Source organism: Pseudoalteromonas sp. SR43-3 (genome assembly GCF_014163875.1).
Classification (GTDB): Bacteria; Pseudomonadota; Gammaproteobacteria; order Enterobacterales; family Alteromonadaceae; genus Pseudoalteromonas; species Pseudoalteromonas distincta.
On the sequence record NZ_JACJEC010000003.1, the window covers coordinates 96,006 to 112,717 of the forward strand.

General features: G+C 39.9%; 13 protein-coding genes. 9 read left to right on the forward strand and 4 right to left on the reverse strand.

What is annotated here, in order from left to right:
- Positions 1 to 230: 230 nt before the first annotated feature.
- From trmJ to H5088_RS04955, 9 genes are all read left to right on the forward strand, one after another.
- The gene (gene trmJ / locus H5088_RS04915) at positions 231 to 956 is read left to right on the forward strand and encodes a tRNA (cytosine(32)/uridine(32)-2'-O)-methyltransferase TrmJ (protein ID WP_002958423.1); all 726 of its coding nucleotides are present in this window, start codon (positions 231 to 233) and stop codon (positions 954 to 956) included.
- 237 nt (positions 957 to 1,193) lie between these two features.
- Positions 1,194 to 1,685: a Fe-S cluster assembly transcriptional regulator IscR gene (iscR, locus tag H5088_RS04920; protein ID WP_002958424.1), complete on the forward strand. Its 492-nt coding sequence runs from the start codon at positions 1,194 to 1,196 to the stop codon at positions 1,683 to 1,685.
- A 24-nt stretch (positions 1,686 to 1,709) separates the two neighbouring features.
- Positions 1,710 to 2,927, forward strand: coding sequence for an IscS subfamily cysteine desulfurase (locus tag H5088_RS04925; protein ID WP_002958425.1), 1,218 nt, complete (start codon positions 1,710 to 1,712; stop codon positions 2,925 to 2,927).
- 41 nt (positions 2,928 to 2,968) lie between these two features.
- On the forward strand, positions 2,969 to 3,352 hold the full coding sequence (gene iscU / locus H5088_RS04930; RefSeq protein ID WP_002958426.1) for a Fe-S cluster assembly scaffold IscU: 384 nt from the start codon (positions 2,969 to 2,971) through the stop codon (positions 3,350 to 3,352).
- 12 nt (positions 3,353 to 3,364) lie between these two features.
- A complete protein-coding gene (iscA, locus tag H5088_RS04935; RefSeq protein WP_002958427.1) occupies positions 3,365 to 3,688 on the forward strand; it encodes an iron-sulfur cluster assembly protein IscA in 324 nt (107 codons plus the stop codon).
- An 82-nt stretch (positions 3,689 to 3,770) separates the two neighbouring features.
- Complete coding sequence (gene hscB / locus H5088_RS04940; RefSeq protein ID WP_002958428.1) at positions 3,771 to 4,298, forward strand: co-chaperone HscB; 528 nt, start codon at positions 3,771 to 3,773, stop codon at positions 4,296 to 4,298.
- 41 nt (positions 4,299 to 4,339) lie between these two features.
- A complete protein-coding gene (gene hscA / locus H5088_RS04945) occupies positions 4,340 to 6,202 on the forward strand; it encodes a Fe-S protein assembly chaperone HscA (RefSeq protein WP_002958429.1) in 1,863 nt (620 codons plus the stop codon).
- An 11-nt stretch (positions 6,203 to 6,213) separates the two neighbouring features.
- Positions 6,214 to 6,552, forward strand: a complete 339-nt coding sequence (gene fdx / locus H5088_RS04950) for an ISC system 2Fe-2S type ferredoxin (RefSeq protein ID WP_002958430.1) — start codon at positions 6,214 to 6,216, stop codon at positions 6,550 to 6,552.
- 254 nt (positions 6,553 to 6,806) lie between these two features.
- Positions 6,807 to 8,234 carry an NAD-dependent succinate-semialdehyde dehydrogenase gene (locus H5088_RS04955; protein ID WP_182752330.1) on the forward strand — a complete coding sequence of 476 codons (1,428 nt, stop codon included), beginning with the start codon at positions 6,807 to 6,809 and terminating at the stop codon, positions 8,232 to 8,234.
- A 290-nt stretch (positions 8,235 to 8,524) separates the two neighbouring features.
- Here the strand turns inward: H5088_RS04955 and H5088_RS04960 are convergent, their stop codons facing one another.
- The 4 genes from H5088_RS04960 to H5088_RS04975 form a co-directional block, all read right to left on the reverse strand.
- Positions 8,525 to 10,186, reverse strand: a complete 1,662-nt coding sequence (locus H5088_RS04960; protein WP_182752331.1) for an HD-GYP domain-containing protein — start codon at positions 10,184 to 10,186, stop codon at positions 8,525 to 8,527.
- On the reverse strand, positions 10,158 to 12,383 hold the full coding sequence (locus tag H5088_RS04965; RefSeq protein ID WP_182752332.1) for a CHASE2 domain-containing protein: 2,226 nt from the start codon (positions 12,381 to 12,383) through the stop codon (positions 10,158 to 10,160). The genes H5088_RS04960 and H5088_RS04965 overlap by 29 nt, the downstream gene beginning before the upstream one ends.
- A 14-nt stretch (positions 12,384 to 12,397) precedes the next feature.
- On the reverse strand, positions 12,398 to 13,231 hold the full coding sequence (locus tag H5088_RS04970; RefSeq protein ID WP_182733638.1) for an MBL fold metallo-hydrolase: 834 nt from the start codon (positions 13,229 to 13,231) through the stop codon (positions 12,398 to 12,400).
- Positions 13,232 to 13,240: 9 nt separating this feature from the next.
- A partial coding sequence (locus H5088_RS04975) for an Ig-like domain-containing protein (protein WP_182752333.1) occupies positions 13,241 to 16,712 on the reverse strand: 3,472 nt, incomplete at its 5' end.

The following is a 16,712-nucleotide window of genomic DNA, read 5'->3' on the forward strand; positions in this document are numbered from 1 at the left end:
TTATGTCACTCTATGGTTGTATTTTATGTCAGTGAATGATTGCAGATTATTTGTAAGTTACTCATATATCTAACCTGTGTATGTCACGCTTTGTTTGCAGCGACAATTTACCCATGTAAGAATCGTTATATTGGCTTGGATCTTAGGATCTAGCCTTTTGAATCTAGGATCTTATTACATTTTCATGTTAGAATTTGCGCAATTTTTTGGCATAGCAAAGTAGCACAGTAATGATCTTAGATGATATTCGCATTGTTTTAGTTAACACGTCACATTCGGGCAATATTGGTTCGGCGGCTCGCGCCATGAAAACCATGGGTTTATCAAAGCTTTATTTAGTTGATCCTGCTTGTGAAATAGACAGCCAAGCAAGTGCTTTAGCTGCAGGCGCAACTGATGTTTTAGGCAATGCAGTTATTGTAGGTACTGTTGAAGAAGCTATCGCTGACTGTACATTAACAATTGGCACAAGTGCGCGTTCTCGTACGCTTTCGTGGCCAATGGTTGAACCACGTGAATGTGGTGAAAAACTCGTTGCTGAAGCTGTAAATGGTCCTGTAGCGCTAGTATTTGGTCGTGAAAACAGCGGCTTAACTAATGAAGAATTACAGCTTTGTAATTACCACGTATGTATTCCTGCTAATCCAGAGTACAGCTCGCTTAATTTAGCTATGGCCGTACAAACACTTAGTTACGAAACACGTATGGCGTTTTTAAATCAACAACCTAAAAAGGTTGAAGAAGACGATGCTGTTTACCCAAGCTCAAAACAAACAGAGCTGTTTTATGAGCACCTTGAAGAGACGCTTTTCAAAACCGGTTTTATTATCAAACAGCACCCTGGGTTAGTTATGACTAAATTACGTCGTTTATTTAACCGAGCTCACCCTGAAGATGCCGAAATGAATATTTTACGCGGTATTCTCACTTCAATTAATAAGTCTATCCCTAAGTAACTTAGGTATAGCTATTAGTTATAAAAACCAATGGGTAAATAACTAGCTAATACTTGACTAAAATACTCAGGTAATTACAATGGCTGTAATACTTGACCAAAGAGGTCAAGTATTGAAAGTTTGTTAACTCTACAATTTAAAAAGTAAGAGTTTATAAATCAAATTTTTATCAAGTGATAATACTTGACTAATTTACTCTGGTAATTAAAATTTGCACTCTTTTGTGCAGGGGGCGTTATGAAGTTAACATCAAAAGGCAGATATGCCGTTACAGCTATGCTGGATGTTGCACTACACACAGGTGTAGGTCCTGTAGCCCTTGCTGATATTTCACAAAGACAAGAAATTTCTTTGTCTTACCTTGAACAATTATTTGCTCGTTTACGTAAAAATGGCCTAGTAAGTTCTGTTCGTGGACCTGGTGGTGGTTATTTACTAGGGCGTGAAGCGGGCGTTATCTCTGTTGGCGATATTATTAGCGCCGTAGACGAATCGGTCGATGCAACACGTTGCCAAGGTGCCGATACCGGCTGTCAGAGTGGTATGCGTTGTTTAACACATAATTTGTGGTCAGACTTAAGCGCACGCATAGAAGAATTTTTGAATAATATTACCCTTGCTGAATTGGTGGAAAAATCAGATGTGAAAGAAATAGCATCGCGCCAAGATAACAGTATCAATAATGCAATTAAGCAGTTGGAAAACATTCAAGTAAGCTGTCAACTTTAAGGTTGACCTGCAGCGGAGAGAGAAATGAAGTTACCGATTTATTTAGATTACGCAGCGACCACGCCTGTTGATGAACGTGTTGCTAAAGAAATGATGCAGTGCCTGACAATGGACGGTAAGTTTGGTAATCCTGCGTCACGCTCACACCGTTTTGGTTGGCAAGCAGAAGAAGCTGTTGACCAAGCGCGTACAGATATTGCTGATTTAATTAATGCAGACCCACGTGAAATTGTTTTCACATCGGGTGCAACAGAATCAAATAACCTTGCTATTAAAGGTGCAGCACAGTTTTACAAGAAAAAAGGTAAACACGTTATTACCGCTAAAACTGAGCATAAAGCTGTAATCGACACATGTCGTGAGCTTGAGCGCCAAGGTTTTGAAGTAACTTACATGGACGTTGAAGAAAACGGCCTACTTGATTTACAAAAACTTGCCGACACAATGCGTGACGACACAGTACTTGTAAGCATCATGCACGTTAATAACGAGCTAGGTGTGATTCAAGATATCGCGACTATTGGCGAAATGTGTCGCGAACGTAAAATTATGTTCCACGTAGATGCAGCGCAAAGCGCGGGCAAAGTATTAATCGACGTGCAACAGCTTAAAGTTGATTTTATGTCGTTCTCTGCACATAAAGTGTATGGCCCTAAAGGTGTTGGTGCACTTTACGTTCGTCGTAAACCACGTGCTCGCCTTGAAGCGCAAATGCACGGTGGCGGACATGAACGCGGTATGCGCTCTGGTACACTAGCAACTCACCAATTAGTTGGTATGGGTACTGCGTTTAAAATTGCTAAGCAAGATTTCGAAAAAGATCACGCACACATCAGCGCCTTACGTAATCGTTTAATCGACGGCATTATGGCTGATATGGACGAAGTATACTTTAACGGCACACAAGACCAATCAGTACCGGGTATTGTAAACATCAGCTTTAACTTTGTTGAAGGTGAGTCGTTACTTATGGCAGTAAAAGACATTGCAGTATCGTCAGGTTCAGCCTGTACATCTGCAAGCTTAGAGCCTTCTTATGTATTACGTGCACTTGGCCGTAACGACGAATTAGCACATAGCTCAATTCGTTTTAGTATTGGTCGCTTTACTACCGAAGAAGAGATTGATTACACCGTCGAATTAATGAAAAACTCTATCGGTCGCCTACGTGAGATGTCTCCACTTTGGGAGATGCATCAAGAAGGTATTGATTTAGATTCAGTTGAATGGGCTCACCACTAATAGTGTGAGCACATACCCTAGCAGGTAATGAGGATAGAATAATGGCTTATAGTGATAAAGTAATCGACCACGTAGAAAACCCACGTAACGTAGGTACTCTAGATAAGAACGATCCGTCAGTGGCAACGGGTATGGTAGGCGCACCAGCATGTGGTGACGTAATGAAACTGCAAATTAAAGTATCTGCCACTGGCGTTATTGAAGATGCAAAATTCAAAACCTACGGTTGTGGTAGCGCAATTGCTTCATCTTCACTTGTAACAGAGTGGGTTAAAGGCAAAACGCTAGACGAAGCAGCGACAATTAAAAACACTGATATCAGTGCAGAGCTTGAGTTGCCACCAGTGAAAATTCACTGTTCAATTTTAGCCGAAGACGCAATTCAAGCAGCAATTGCAGACTACAAAAGCAAACAAGCGAAGTAAGAAGAGAAACTCATGGCAGTGACATTGACAGATGCGGCAGCAAACCGCGTACAATCATTTTTAGCAAACCGCGGTAAAGGTTTAGGCCTGCGCGTTGGCATTAAAACGACGGGTTGTTCAGGTCTTGCTTATGTACTTGAGTTTGTTGACGATTTAAACGAAGACGATGAAACTTTTGCGGCTAAAGGTGTCACCTTAATTGTTGACGCTAAAAGCTTAGTTTACATTGACGGCACAGAGCTCGACTACACTAAAGAAGGCTTAAATGAAGGGTTTAAATTTAATAACCCGAATCAAGCAGATGAGTGTGGTTGTGGCGAAAGCTTTACCGTTTAAGCTTTAAATATCTTTGTAGTATAAATAAGCCCTGCCAGTTAATGTAGGGCTTTGTTATTTCTGAATATTATTGGTTGAAGTTATGCGTTACTTTGAATTATTTGCAGTCCCCGTTGATTACAATATTGATTTAGCAACGGTTAACAAGCATTACTTGGAATTACAGCGTACTGTACATCCCGATCGCCACGCGAATGCGAGCAGCCGCGATAAGTTAATGGCTGTGCAAAGCACTGCCGAAATTAACGATGCGCTACAAACATTAAAGCACCCAGTAAAACGTGCTGAATATATGTTGAGCGAGCTAGGCGTTGATATTCGTGCAGAGCAGCAAACCTTGCAAGATCCAATGTTTTTAATGCAGCAAATGGAACTTCGCGAAGAACTTGAAGAGCTAACATCAGCTAGCGATCCTGATACCGCCATTGCAAATTTTGAAAAACAAATTAAGCAATTAAACGCGCAATACAGTGCACAACTTGCTGAGCAATTAGCAAGTAATGATGAGCAGCAATATCAACTTGCCGCAGATAATATTCGTAAACTGAAGTTTGTTTATAAGTTACGTGAAGAACTAGAGCGTATCGAAGACAGTTTATTTGACGATTAATTACTTGCTGCAAAGCGAGCAACACGAGTTTAAAGAGCATTATGGCATTATTGCAAATTGCTGAGCCGGGGCAAAGCGCGGCACCACACGAACATAAACTAGCGATTGGTATTGACCTTGGTACAACTAATTCATTAGTTGCAACAGTGCAAAGCGGCGAAGCCCGCACGTTAACTGATGATCTTGGCGCGGCTATGTTACCGTCGGTTGTTCGTTATCAAGCAGGCGGTATTACTGTTGGCGCAGAAGCTGCACAAGCAGCAACGCAAGACCCTGCTAACACACTTATTTCGGTTAAGCGTTTTTTAGGTAAAACTCAGGCTGAAATAGAGCAAAGTTATGGGCAACTACCGTATGAATTTTGTGAGCACAACGGTGCGCTAGCAATAGAAACTGCGGCAGGTAAAATTAGTCCAATTAAAGCATCAAGCCATATTTTAGCTGCATTAAAAGCACGAGCTGAGCAAAGTTTTGGTAACCAAGAAATTTTAGGGGCTGTAATCACAGTACCAGCGTACTTTGATGACGCGCAGCGCCAAAGTACTAAAGATGCCGCAGAGCTTGCGGGTATTAACGTACTACGTTTATTAAATGAACCAACAGCAGCAGCAGTCGCTTATGGTTTAGACTCTGGCCAAGAAGGTATTATTGCTGTTTATGATTTAGGCGGTGGTACGTTTGATATATCAGTACTTAGATTACACCAAGGTGTGTTTGAAGTAATGGCAACCGGTGGCGACTCTAGCCTCGGCGGCGATGACTTTGATTCGCTCCTTGTTGATTACTTTAAGCAGCAAACAGGTGTGTCAGCATTATCACCTTCAGTTTTACGTTTATTTATCAATAAAGCAAAAGCGTGTAAAGAAGCATTAAGCCAATACGCTAAAGTAAACGTGGGCCTTGAGTTTGACGATCAAAAATACACCGTTGAAGTAACGCGCGAAACGTTTGATGAAATGGCTATGCCACTAATTAAAAAAACGCTGCGCTCGTGTCGTCGTGCTGTAAAAGATGCTGGCATTGAAAACGAAGAAGTGCTGCAAGTTATTATGGTAGGCGGTTCAACCCGTATGCCATTGGTACGTAGCCAAGTACAAAGCTTTTTTGATAAAGAGCCGCTAACTTCAATCGATCCTGATCGTGTTGTAGCCTTAGGTGCCGCGCTTCAAGCCGACGTGTTAATTGGCAATAAGCCCGATTCTGACATGTTATTGCTTGATGTATTACCGTTATCGCTAGGCCTTGAAACTATGGGTGGTTTGGTTGAAAAAATCATTCCGCGTAATACAACGATTCCGGTAGCACGCGCACAAGAATTTACAACGTTTAAAGACGGTCAAACAGCCATGTCATTACATGTGCTGCAAGGTGAGCGTGAGCTTGTTGATGATTGTCGATCGCTTGCTAAGTTTAGCTTAAAAGGTATTCCACCAATGGCGGCAGGCGCTGCGCATATTCGTGTAACCTTTAAAGTTGATGCTGATGGCCTATTAAGTGTTTCAGCTATGGAAAAATCAACAGGTGTACAAGCTGAGATTCAAGTTAAGCCTTCGTTTGGTTTATCTGATGACCAAGTAGCTAACATGCTAAAAGAATCAATGAGCAACGCTAAAGGCGACATGCAAGCGCGTATGCTTAAAGAGCAACAAGTAGAAGCGTTGCGTGTTATAGAAGCGCTTAACGCATCACTTGAAGCCGATGGTGCATTACTTGACGATATGCAACTAGCTAACTTACGCGCTGAAATTGCAGAACTGGTAAAAGTGCGCGAAAATGCACAAGAGCCTGGCGAAATTAAAGCAGCTATCGAAAAAGTCGATAATGCGAGTAGCGACTTTGCATCGCGTAGAATGGATGCATCAATTAAAAAGGCCCTTACAGGGCAGTCAGTAGACAACATTTAAGAGAGATTAGAATGCCACAAATTGTTTTTCTTCCACATCCTGAATTATGTCCTGACGGCGCTGCAATTGAAGCTCCTACAGGTCAAACGGTACTCGACGCTGCGCTTAAAAATGGTATTAGCATTGCGCATGCTTGTGAAAAATCGTGTGCATGTACTACGTGTCACTTAGTGATTCGTGAAGGATTTGATTCACTTGAAGAAAGTGATGAGCTAGAAGACGACATGCTAGATAAAGCATGGGGCTTAGAGCCTGAATCACGCCTTGGTTGCCAAGCAATTATAAGAGATGAAGACCTAGTGGTTGAAATACCTAAGTACAATCTCAATATCGTTAATGAAGAGCACTAGTTTTTAACGATGTATATATTAAAAGCCGCTGTTTGATACAGCGGCTTTTTTGTTTGTGAATTGCTGGCGTGACGAGCAAAGCTCGTAAGTTATTTTGTAGGCAAGCAAAGCTTGCTGGCGTTATGTGTTTTAACTCTAGGTTATAAATATAGAAGCTGCGCTTCTCACGTGAGCAAAGATCCTAAAATGTTAGCCTTGGCTCTATGCCACGCATTAAAAGCTAACACCTTAAAACGTAATTTTGGAGGTTTATTTTGAGTAATCTTATTTTTTCTGACTCATTTATTAACGGCGAATTTTATAAAACCGATACGCGCTTTAGCGTTAACGATCCCGCTACCGAAAAAAGTATTGTTGAAGTAAGCGATATTGACGAGCAGGGTGTAAATAGTGCAGTAACCGCAGCTCAAGGGGCTTTTGTTAAGTTAAAAACGACAAATGCCACTGAGCGAAGCGAAACCTTGATGCGCTGGTATGAGCTAGTAGTAAAACACAAGCAAACACTTGCAGAGCTAATGACCAAAGAGCAAGGCAAGCCACTCAAAGAATCCCTTGGTGAGATTGATTACGGTGCAGGTTTTATCAAATGGTTTGCAGAAGAAGCCAAACGTAGTTACGGAGATGTAATTCCGCCAACAGATGACTCGCACCGTTTAACCAGCTTTAAGCAGCCTGTCGGTGTTGTAGCTGGTATAACGCCGTGGAACTTTCCTATTGCTATGGTTACTCGTAAAGTAGCGCCAGCCTACGCTGCGGGCTGTAGCTTTATACTTAAACCTTCTGAGCACACACCACTTTGTGCTATTGCGCTTGCTCACCTGGCCGATCAAGCTGGTTTTGTTAAAGGTGCATTTAATGTACTGGTTTCTCAAGATGCCAAAACAGTAGGTAAAATGCTGACTGACTCAGAAGTCGTGCGTAAGTTTACATTTACCGGTTCTACAGGTGTAGGTAAGCAGTTGCTATCGCAATGTGCTGACACAATTAAACGCACCTCGATGGAGCTTGGCGGTAATGCACCTTTTATTATTTTTGATAATGCCGACTTAGATGAAGCTGTTGAAGGGCTAATGGCGGCTAAATTTAGAAACAGTGGACAGGCATGTGTTGCTGCAAACCGTATTTTTATACAGCGTAATATTCTCGACAAAATACTGTCAAAAATCACGCCAAAGGTTGCAGCGCTAAAAGTGGCAAATGGTTTTGAAGACGATGTTGATATTGGCCCACTCATTTACCCTAAAGCCAAAGAGAAAGTACAACAGTTAGTACAAGACGCACTCGATAAAGGTGCGACGTTGATTGGCGATAATAGTGACTTAGGTGGCAGCTTTCAAAACCCATTAATAGTAAACAACGTAACTACAGAGATGGATATTTACCACGAAGAAGTATTTGGTCCAGTATTGACGGTTATTCCTTTTGATGAAGAAAGTGAAGTGCTTGCGCTTGCTAACGATGTACCATTTGGTCTAGCGGCCTACTTTTACAGCCAAAACATTAAGCAAGTCTGCCGAGTTAGTGAAGGGCTTGAATTTGGTATGGTCGGCGTAAATGAAGGTGTTATATCAAACCCAGTAGCGCCATTTGGTGGTGTTAAGCAATCTGGTTTAGGCCGAGAAGGCGGTCATCAAGGGCTTGATGAGTACTTAGAAGAAAAGTACGTGTGTATTAAAATATAACGCCCGTTAAGTTTATGAGCGCGAATTTACTTCGCGCTTTTTTTATGACGTTAATATGGCAGATATATGAACTTTATCTTTTACTGTTGCTACACAAAGCACTAAATGCTACCTTTGGGCACATATTTTTTGTTAATAAAACAATACAAAAAAACAAATAAAAAGTAAAAGTATTTCTATAAGTAGAAATAACCCCGTGTGTAAATGCCACCGTCAGGTGGCATTTTTTTGTTTGAATAGTCATAGACTGTAATAAGCACATTTTGAATAAAGATATTACTTTATAAGTGCTAACTTATAGGTGTATAACCAGGTAAGTTATCAAAATCTACCTCATCTAGCTGCTTTGGGTTAGCATATTCGTTGATATAATTTTTATAGACTTCTGACTCAATAAAAATAGCAAAAATATCAGGATCAAGGTGATTATTACTAACCATGTTCCCTAGAATATTCAAACATTCACTTACCGGTTTTGCTTTTTTATAGGGCCTGTCTACGGCAGAGAGTGCTTCAAAAATATCCGTAATAGCCATTAACCTTGCAGGCACCGACATTTGTTCTTTGGTTAAACCTCTTGGGTAACCAGTACCGTCAAGTTTTTCATGATGACCTAAAGCATATTCAGCTACATTACTAAGATGTTTGGGGAACGGCAAAATATCTAATATATTTTTAGTTATATCCATATGGCGTTTCATGATTTCGCGCTCACTTTGGGTAAGTGTGCCGCGTCGTATCATGAGGTTTTCTACTTCATCATCAGTCAGTAGAGGTGTTTCTTCGCCGTTTATTTTAAGCGAATACTGTTTTGATATTCTCAGTATATGGGCTTGTTCTTCTTCGCCCAAAAACTCACCGCCAATATTCACCCGCTGTAATAATGCACGGTCGAGGGCTAGTTGTTTAAGCTCAGTTTCAAGCAATCGTTCAAATTGTAAAACCTCAACCGACTTGTTCTGTTTGATTGCTGAAATAATTTGCTGCTGATAAGAGAGTTCTAAATCTCGACTAATTATTTCAAACTTAGCATCAATAAACTCTATGCGATCGAAAATAGTCTCTAACTTGGTCGACTTTTCCATAATATGATCAGGAGTAGCAATTTTCCCACAGTCATGTAGCCATCCCGCAACACTTAGTTCATGGCGATCCTCTGGGCTCATTATAAAATCTGCTAGTGGACCTTTATCTATTTTATGCACTGCATCAGCAAGCATTAACGTCAGTGCTGGTACCCGCTTACAGTGGCCGCCCGTGTGAGGAGACTTTTCATCTATTGCCATTGCGATAGCTTCGGCAAACGTTGAAAAAAGCACTTCCATATCTTTAACTAAAGTAGAGTTAGTTAGTGAAATAGCGCCTAAAGAGGCAAAAGATCGAATCAGAGTGACGAGCTCTTCACTAAAAGGAATGTTTTTATTTTGCGCATCTTTTACATTTATAAGCTGGATTACACCAATAATGTCATCTTCATGATCTTTTAAAGGAATTGTTAGCATGGACTCAGAACGATAACCCGTGCGAGCATCCATTTTGCGTGCAGCGCTCATATCAAAAGGCAAGGCATCATACACGTCAGGAATATTTATTACTTCCCCTGTATTAACAGAATGCGCAACAATAGCGGTGTCATTTGGTTTGCCATCAATAAAAAGATCTATATTAGGAAAATCAACAGGACCACCTAATGTGCCGCCTAAATAAAGATTCAATGATTTGTTTATTACTGTTTCAAACTTTAGTTGTTTGTTTGAGGTAATAGAGTAAATGCTGCCAGCATCAGAATTTGCTATCGACATTACAACTTGCAGTATTTCATCAAGTAACTTAGACGAGTTTTTTTCGGTTGTTAGTCTAATGCTAATATCGATAAAGTGTTGAAGATTTGTTTTGTCTTTAATGTGCTGTCGCATATGTTTACTACTTTTGAGTATGTTTGAAGGCACCATTCCAATCCTTAGCTAGTGTTTGCAAATCAAAGCCCTTAATACGTTCAATAAAAATGGCATAAATGTTGGGGCTAAATACGGTTGTACTGTGTAGTTCTTTAAATAAGCTAAGTGCTTGTGGCCAGTTTTTATTATAAAAAAGCGTCATGGCCTGCTGCGACTTTTTAACTTCATTTAACTGCTCTTCATTGAGCTTATCTGTAAAGTTTATAGGTTCAAACAACTGTACAGCGGTTGTTTTACCAACAACTTGCACTTTATCTATTAAACGAAATGAAATATTAGGGCATTCCTTCATCGTTTCTTCTGTAACAAGAATAGCTACGCCATAAAATTTGGTCAAGCTTTCTACTCTAGCACCTAAATTAACAGCATCACCAAGAACTGTATAGGCTTTACGGTAAACCGAACCCATATCACCTACATTCATGTCGCCAGTACTTAAACCGATACCTATTTTTATGGCAGGCTGGTTGTTTTCTGCAAATAACTGATTTATTTGCGTTAACCCGTTGATCATAGACATTGCGGCTTCAACACCATGACGAGCGTGGTTTTCATCTTTTAGTGGAGCATTCCAAAATGCCATCACCATATCGCCTACGTACTTATCAATAGTTCCGTGATGATCAAATATGATTTTGGTAATAGCCGTAAGATATTCGTTTAAATATTCACTTAACTGATGAGGGGTCATACTTTCTGATAGTGAAGTGAAACTACGAATGTCGGCAAACAACACCGTCATATTTTTTCGCTCACTTTTTTGAGATAAACTTTTACCTTGAAGTATCATTTGGTTTATACGCTCAGGAGGAACATATTGGTCAAACATAGATTTTATTTTTCGGCTGTGTTTCATTTCAGCGATAGAGCCTACAATGATGTAATAGCCGGCTAATATAATGATGAGTAAAAGAGGCATTAATAAAGGTAAACTAATTTTTTGTACTGACCATAAATAAACGTTTAAAAATATAACGACACTTGTGACTGTAAGAGACAAAACAATAATAAAGCGTGCGCTCTTAGCGTGGCTAAAAAACGACAGTACGAAACCCGTTAATGCAATGATGAGTAAGCTTGCTCCCTGTGACCAATTAGGTTTAGAGGGAAGTAGCTCTGGGTGCATTAACCCTTCAAATATATTGGCATGAACCTCCACACCGGGATACTGCAAACCAACAGGTGTTGATCTTAAATCAGCAAGCCCTACGGCGGAGGTACCAATAAAGGCTACAGTGCCTTCTAATTCCTCTAAACCAATTTTTTTGGTCAAAATATCGGTAGCCGAATAATAGGGGAAGCTATGTGCACGCCCTTTGTAAGGAATTAATATTTGCCCATACTCATCAGTTTGAATCCACTTATCTTGAAACTTTATACCTTCGAATAAGGTTATACCATCTAACCTATTGGAACGGGTTTCTATGTTTTCAGCAAGGGTATAAAGTCGAGCAACTTCAAGTGCTAAAGAAGGATAAAGCTTATCGCCAACTCGATTTATAAGAGCTGCTTTACGTATAAAGCCATCTTCGTCAATATGTGCATTAATAAAGCCGGTGCCCGTTGCAGCATTTTGTAACTGTGGAATATTTACAATAGCACCAGGAAGCTGGTTTATTTGTGAATTAGTGTGCTCTTCGCTTGCCCATACAACACTGTTTTTAGCTGGCAAGTTTTGATTAGTCAGTTGTTCATCAATTAGTAAAAAACCAAGAACAGTATCATTTTTAGATAATGCGCTTGCTAGTTTTGTGTCTGCATCGACTTGTTTAGTAATTTCAGCAAAGGGGATGGTGTACTTTTTTGATAAACCAGGAATTTCAGACATAATTTTTGTAACAGGGTTTTCTTCCTGTTCAGAAAAAAATATATCGAATGCAATAACAATAACACCTGCATCACTAAGCTTTGTAACAAGGTCTGCTAATTTTGAGCGACTCCAAGGAAAGCGTCCTTGTTCTTGCATGCTCTTTTCATCGATATCAATTATTACAACGGTTTCATCTATGCGCCTAGGCGTCTCTGAAAGCGTCAGTAATAACCGAGAGTCGTATATTATACCTTCTGCACGGTTAACTAACTTTGCAAGCGACCCAGTTGAAAATAACTCTATTGATGCAATTAATAATGTAATAACAGCGCCAATAAAAAAGTGCTTTGAGGTAATGGGTTTTAAGAAGCTAATGAGCAACGCTCCTTGATAGACTAAAAATCAAAAACTCGTCCTTCTCGGCCGCATTCTATTTTTACCTGTTGAGCGTACTGCGTGTGTAAATATTTTTCTATTGCCAACAACTGTTCATCGGTTCTTGATGGATCGTGGCTAATAATAATCACATTTTTAATACTCGCTTTTATAGCAAGCTCAGCAACCTGATCTATGGTGCTATGACCCCAACCATGCTTAAGAGGCAAGTCTGCATCTATAAATTGAGCATCGTGAATTAGTAAATCAGCGCCTTCAATAAAATTACTCCATTCGCAAATACTTGTGTTTAGCTTGTCTGGTGGGTTTAGCTCATTGTCGGTAACGTAAGCTATCTTTTTTTCATCTGCTTTAATGCAATAAGCAGTACCGCCACCAGGGTGATTCAGTGGAGCAGTAGAAACCAAAAAACCGTTAAGTGTAAATTGCTTTTGAGACGATAAATCAGTATTAAGCGTAATGCTGGCAGGTAAATCCTGATAACACACAGGAAAGTACGAACCACTCATTTGCTTTAATATGGCATCTTGGCTTTTTTTATCATCAACGTTGCCAGCTACAATGGTTATATTGCGGTTGGGTTGGTAGATAGGTTTAAAAAAAGGAAACCCTTGAATATGATCCCAATGATTGTGCGTTAGCAAAATATTGATAGGGCTTTGTGTTTCTAGTAAACGTGTACCGAGTTCTACAATACCGGTACCAGAGTCTAAAATAAGATCTTTACCGTTGTTTTGTTCAATGTACACACATGAGGTATTTCCCCCAAAAATGTGTGTATTACTTCCAGCTGAAGGCATCGAGCCTCTAACACCAAAAAATTCAACTTTCATAATTTAAGGCTAAGCTCCATCTGCTTCAAAATTGAATTTAGAAATACTAACATTGTTAGAGTTAGTGTCATTACAAGTGCTACTTACAACAACTTGGGTATCATTTTGCAGGATAATTGAAGTAAATACATGTGTACTGACACATTGGCTTGCTTCATAAAATCCGGCACCACTGGCTCCAAACGTATTATCTAAAGTACCGTCAGTTAAAATGCGCGCTAACATGCCTTTATTGTTGCCCATACCAACTAAAACAATATTGTTGTTGGTATCAAAAACGGCACTTTTTACTTCGGTATCTCCCGTTGAAGCTAATGTATATTGGTCTAAAGGGTAGCTGTCATCAATTACTCCAGATGCGAGTAATCGCGTAATACTAGCTTTATTAGGCGTATCTACAACGTTTGCAATTAAATATAATTTATTTGATTCGTCGACTAATACTTTTACCATTTTATTCTCGGAATCAATGGTTGTTTCACCTATGTATTTGTAGGTTTGCTCACCGTCAGAGTCGAGCTTTAATGCTATTAATTCTGAACTGGCACCTGATACAGATTTACCACCAATAAAAATACTATCATCACTGATAAAAACATTTTCATAATATTCAAAAGGTGTTCCTATAATTTTTCCATTGCTACCAAAGTCATCGTCAAGTGTACCGTCAGAATCTAGCATCATGATAAACGAACTAGGAGTATCGGCTATAACTACAGAGCCAACTGCTACAACGTTGCCATCATGTAGTGCTAAATCAGTTAAGTTAAGCTTTTCAGCACCTGAAATAGAAGTAGAGTAAATACCATCACTGGCGAATGAGGTATCTAAATCACCATTTTGATCAACTTTAGCTATAAAGCCCTCTTCACCGTCAGTTTTGCTTTTAGATCCCGCAATAAATAAGCTGCCGCTATTGTGTTCAACCAACGCTATATTAGGTACGCTCAAATCTATGGCAATTTCTTTATGACCACTTTCGCTAAAGCTAGTATCTATAGCACCCGTACTCGTAAAGCGTGTTAATACTAACTTAGTAATTGAGTTCGATTTAGCCGTTGATGCAAGAATATACTTACCGACCTGAGGGCCATTGCTCAGTTGTAAAACGTGCATTGATTGATCGTCAGATTCTGCGCTTATAGTATCAAAAGCAAGATAACCAACGTCTGCAAAGTTACTGAATAATGTGGCTTGCTCGTCAATTGCTGCAACAAATGGTTTAGTGGTTGAGTCGTTAATAACACCCGATACCCATACTGTATCATTCGCATCTATAGTTGCCGATTTGGCAAATTGCTTACCATTGATACCTGAAATAATATTAATACCTGATGCACCATAAGTACTATCAAGTGAACCATCAGACGTTAAAATACGGGCAGAAAATAGTTTTTCACTAGCAGAAACTCCAGTAGTGCCAGATAACGTAATTCCATTTTTGATTGGCTCATATTTTACGCCGGTTACACTCGCGCCACCATCACCACTACCACTATCACTATCAATATCGTAAATTGCAGTACCTGCATCACCAAAACTCGCTATAAGAGTACCTGTTTTATCAATAGCCAAAACCACGGCTTCTTTTTCACCACTATTACGAGTTATGTAACCACCTGCAAAAGCTGTAAAGTCGGTGTTTTTAGCGCCGCCAATTGCAAATAGTTCGTCATCTTTATTATTCTTGGACAAGTCGAGCGATAATGCTGCGCTACCATTAAAGCTTCCATTGTTTTCACCATCAGAAATTAAATAACGAATAAGTACGTCTTTATCACCAGTTGCACTTGTGACACTGCCAACAACCATAAGATCAGAGCTATTAAAGTTTTTAATAGCAAACGCTTCGTCATCTCTACTAGCGCCGCTCACATCGACAATTTTAGGGCTTCCGGCTTCATAAGCGAGCGTAGATATATCGTATTTTATCCATAAGCTATCGTTGTCGTTACCATTAAATGACTTACCAACAGCCTGAATTTTATTGTCGCTAAATTCAAGGTCATTAATCACGAGGGTGCTTGCTAATGCGGTACAGTGAATACCTGAATTATTATCTCCAGAGTTATTACTTAATACGCCAGCGGTATTCATTTTCAACAAACATGCTTCGGTATTTGTGCCATCAAAACTAGTGTAAGCAACAAAGAGGCTTGTACCATCAGAGATGATAGCTGTTGCTTGTTCATCATTTTCTAAATCTAATACTTTAACGCCATCACCATTAAATGCTGTATTTATCACACCACTCGTAGTATACGATGCAATAACAATATCTTTGTCGCTGTTATTACTAAAACCTACAAAGTAAAGGTTATTATTTAGCTCAATACTGTCATTAAATTCACCGCTTGAGAAAACTCCAGAAAGATCAAGTTCACCTGTTATAGGGCGACTAAATGTTTCATCTTCAACAGGAACTAGAGGCTCCGTATCATCAGTGATATCAATTATTATATTAATAGTAGTTGTTTCGTTAGGCGTACCATCATCAGTAATAGCTAGGCTCAATATGTACTGAGGAGTTGTTTCAAAATCAAACGGGCTTTCACCTTTTACAGTTAATAAGCCAGAATCATTATTTATTTCGAATATGGGGGCACCACTGAGTATGGTGTAACTTAAATTTTGGTTCTCAATGTCTGAGGCACTAACAGACCCAATAGTGTCGCCATCGGTTGCGTTTTCGCTAATATTAAAACCTTGGTTTGACGCAACTGGAGCATCGTTAATAGGAGCAATCGTAATTGACAAACTACCAGTATCTGTAGCGTTATTCCCATCATCAACAGTATAACTGACAACAACAATACCGTTGGTATTTGCAGCCGGTGTGTACTGTAGTTTGTTATCAACAACGGATACTGAACCGCTATCGGCTGACGCTGCTGTTATGCTTAGGTTATCACTATCAGCGTCTATATCATTAATCAACACATCAATGAGTAGCGGTGCTGCATCTTCATCCATCGTTGCCGTGTCAGCATTTGCAATGGGTTCATCGTTTACAGGTGTAATAGTGATAGTTAACGTTGCTGTACTGGCGCCGCCATTGCTATCGCTTACAGTATAAGTAACTGTTGCTAAGCCGTTGTCGTCGGCTGCCGGTGTATATTGAATTTGATTGCCAAGCACTGATACAGAGCCAATATCAGCTGATGCTGTGCTTATGGCAAGGCTGTCGCCATCTTCATCTGAGTCATTGGCTAATACGTTTATCAGTATTGGCGCTGCATCTTCAGCCATAGTTGCAGTATCGTTATTAGTCACTGGTGCATCATTCACGGCAGTTATTGTAATAGCGACTGTGGCTGTATTGGTTCCACCATTATTATCACTTACAGTATAAGTTACCGTGGCGAGTCCATTGGTATTCGCAGCTGGGGTATATTGAATTTGATTGCCAAGCACTGATACAGAGCCAATATCAGCTGATGCTGCGCTTATGGCAAGGCTGTCGCCATCCTCATCTGAGTCA

Excerpts from the sequence above, each read along its gene's own strand:
- iscA (WP_002958427.1), top strand. The coding sequence starts at position 3,365 with ATGGCAGTGACATTGACAGATGCGGCAGCAAACCGCGTACAATCATTT.
- trmJ (WP_002958423.1), top strand. The coding sequence starts at position 231 with ATGATCTTAGATGATATTCGCATTGTTTTAGTTAACACGTCACATTCG.
- iscR (WP_002958424.1), top strand. The coding sequence starts at position 1,194 with ATGAAGTTAACATCAAAAGGCAGATATGCCGTTACAGCTATGCTGGAT.
- hscA (WP_002958429.1), top strand. The coding sequence starts at position 4,340 with ATGGCATTATTGCAAATTGCTGAGCCGGGGCAAAGCGCGGCACCACAC.
- hscB (WP_002958428.1), top strand. The coding sequence starts at position 3,771 with ATGCGTTACTTTGAATTATTTGCAGTCCCCGTTGATTACAATATTGAT.
- iscU (WP_002958426.1), top strand. The coding sequence starts at position 2,969 with ATGGCTTATAGTGATAAAGTAATCGACCACGTAGAAAACCCACGTAAC.
- H5088_RS04970 (WP_182733638.1), bottom strand. The coding sequence starts at position 13,231 with ATGAAAGTTGAATTTTTTGGTGTTAGAGGCTCGATGCCTTCAGCTGGA.
- fdx (WP_002958430.1), top strand. The coding sequence starts at position 6,214 with ATGCCACAAATTGTTTTTCTTCCACATCCTGAATTATGTCCTGACGGC.
- H5088_RS04925 (WP_002958425.1), top strand. The coding sequence starts at position 1,710 with ATGAAGTTACCGATTTATTTAGATTACGCAGCGACCACGCCTGTTGAT.
- H5088_RS04960 (WP_182752331.1), bottom strand. The coding sequence starts at position 10,186 with ATGGTGCCTTCAAACATACTCAAAAGTAGTAAACATATGCGACAGCAC.